The organism is Azospirillum lipoferum (genome assembly GCF_024170005.1).
Classification (GTDB): Bacteria; Pseudomonadota; Alphaproteobacteria; order Azospirillales; family Azospirillaceae; genus Azospirillum; species Azospirillum lipoferum.
Map to the genome: position 1 here is coordinate 1 of NZ_JALJXJ010000045.1, position 1,771 is coordinate 1,771.

Genomic DNA, 1,771 nt, shown 5'->3' on the forward strand with positions numbered 1-1,771 from the left:
AACGGGAATGACCCCGTTCGACGGATCACCGGAGTTGGACATGAAGCTCTATCATCACCCCCTGTCGGGCCATGCGCATCGGGCGCGTCTGTTCGTCTCGCTTCTCGGCCTGCCCCATGAACTGGTCGAGGTCGACCTCATGGCGGGCGCGCACAAGAGCCCCGATTTCCTGAAGCTCAACCCCTTCGGCCAGGTGCCGGTCCTGGACGACGACGGCGTCGTCATCGCCGATTCGAACGCGATCCTGGTCTATCTTGCCAAGAAGGCGGGGCGCGGCGACTGGCTGCCGGAAGACCCCAGCGGTGCGGCGGCGGTCCAGCGCTGGCTGTCCGTGGCGGCCGGCGAGGTGGCCTACGGCCCGGCGGCGGCCCGGCTCGTCACCGTGTTCGGGGCGAAGTTCAATCCAGACGAGGTCATCGGCCGGGCGCACACCCTGCTGGCCCGGCTCGAAAGCCGGTTGAGCGGGCAGGACTGGCTGGTCGGCGACCATCCGACGATCGCCGACGTCGCGATCTACAGCTACGTCGCCCGGGCGCCGGAAGGCAATGTCGACCTCTCCGGCTACCCGGCGGTCAGGGCTTTCCTCCGCCGTATCGAGGGCCTGCCGGGCTTCGTCCCCTTCGCGCAGACCCCGGCCGGCCTGACGGCCTGAGCCCAAATCCAGGCAAGCCCGCACCCCCCAGCATGGGACACCGACGATGACCGCGACACTGAAGACACTGCCGGCATGGCATGAGGGTGAGCTGTTCATCCAGCGGAAGCTGGGGGTGGCCGAACGGATGGAGGCCATCGGCCAGCGGGTGATCCGCGACCATATGCCCGACCAGCACCGCGATTTCTATGCCCAGCTTCCCTTCATCGTGCTGGGCAGCGTCGACCCCGCGGGCGATCCGTGGGCCACGCTCCTGGTCGGCAAGCCGGGCTTCCTGTCCTCGCCGACGCCGACGAGGCTCGATATCGCCGCCCACGCCGAACCCGGCGATCCGGCGGGCGAGGGCATGCGCGACGGTGATCCCGTCGGCCTGCTGGGCATCGAGATGCACACCCGGCGCCGCAACCGCATGAACGGCATCCTGACCGCCAGCGGTTCCGGATTTCGGGTCGATGTCGACCAGAGCTTCGGCAACTGTCCCCGCTACATCCAGTTGCGCGACTTCGCCTACGCCCGGGAACCGGCGGAACCGTCCAACGCGGCGGTGGAGGTGCTGCCCCGGCTCGACGCCGCGGCACGTGCCATGGTCGCGGCGGCGGATGCCTTCTTCGTCGCGACCTACGCCGACCGGGCGGAGCGCCGGCAGGTCGACGTGTCCCACCGCGGCGGCAAGGCGGGCTTCGTCCGCGTCGCGGAGGACGGCACCCTGACGGTGCCCGACTTCAACGGCAACCTGTTCTTCTCGACCCTCGGCAACATCGTCCTCAACGGCAAGGCCGGGCTGGTCTTTGTCGATTACGAGAGCGGCGACCTGTTGCAGATGACCGGCGATGCCGAGGTGGTCCTGGACTCGCCGGAGATCGCCGCCTTCCAGGGGGCCGAGCGGCTGTGGACATTCCGGCCGCGCCGCATCCTGCGCCGGGCCGGGGCGCTGGCCCTGCGCTGGTCCTTCCGCAAGGAGGGCTGGTCGCCCAATTCGCTGATGACCGGGGATTGGACCGAGGCGGCGGCCCGGTTGCAGGCGGCCGACCTGTCGAAGAGCTGGCGGCCCTACCGGGTGACGAAGATCGTCGACGAGACGCCGGAGATCCGCTCCTTCCACCTGCAACCGGCCGATGG

The 1,771-nt window shown here is 69.3% G+C and carries 1 protein-coding gene and 1 pseudogene; both read left to right on the plus strand.

Features of this window, described 5'->3' with window-relative positions; all coding sequences use genetic code 11:
* Positions 1-652, plus strand: a 652-nt coding sequence (locus tag J2848_RS35780; protein WP_425458719.1) for a glutathione S-transferase family protein, incomplete at its 5' end; no start/stop codon positions are given.
* 46 nt (positions 653-698) lie between these two features.
* Positions 699-1,771 (plus strand): annotated as a pseudogene (locus J2848_RS35785) (pyridoxamine 5'-phosphate oxidase family protein); the annotation flags it as partial.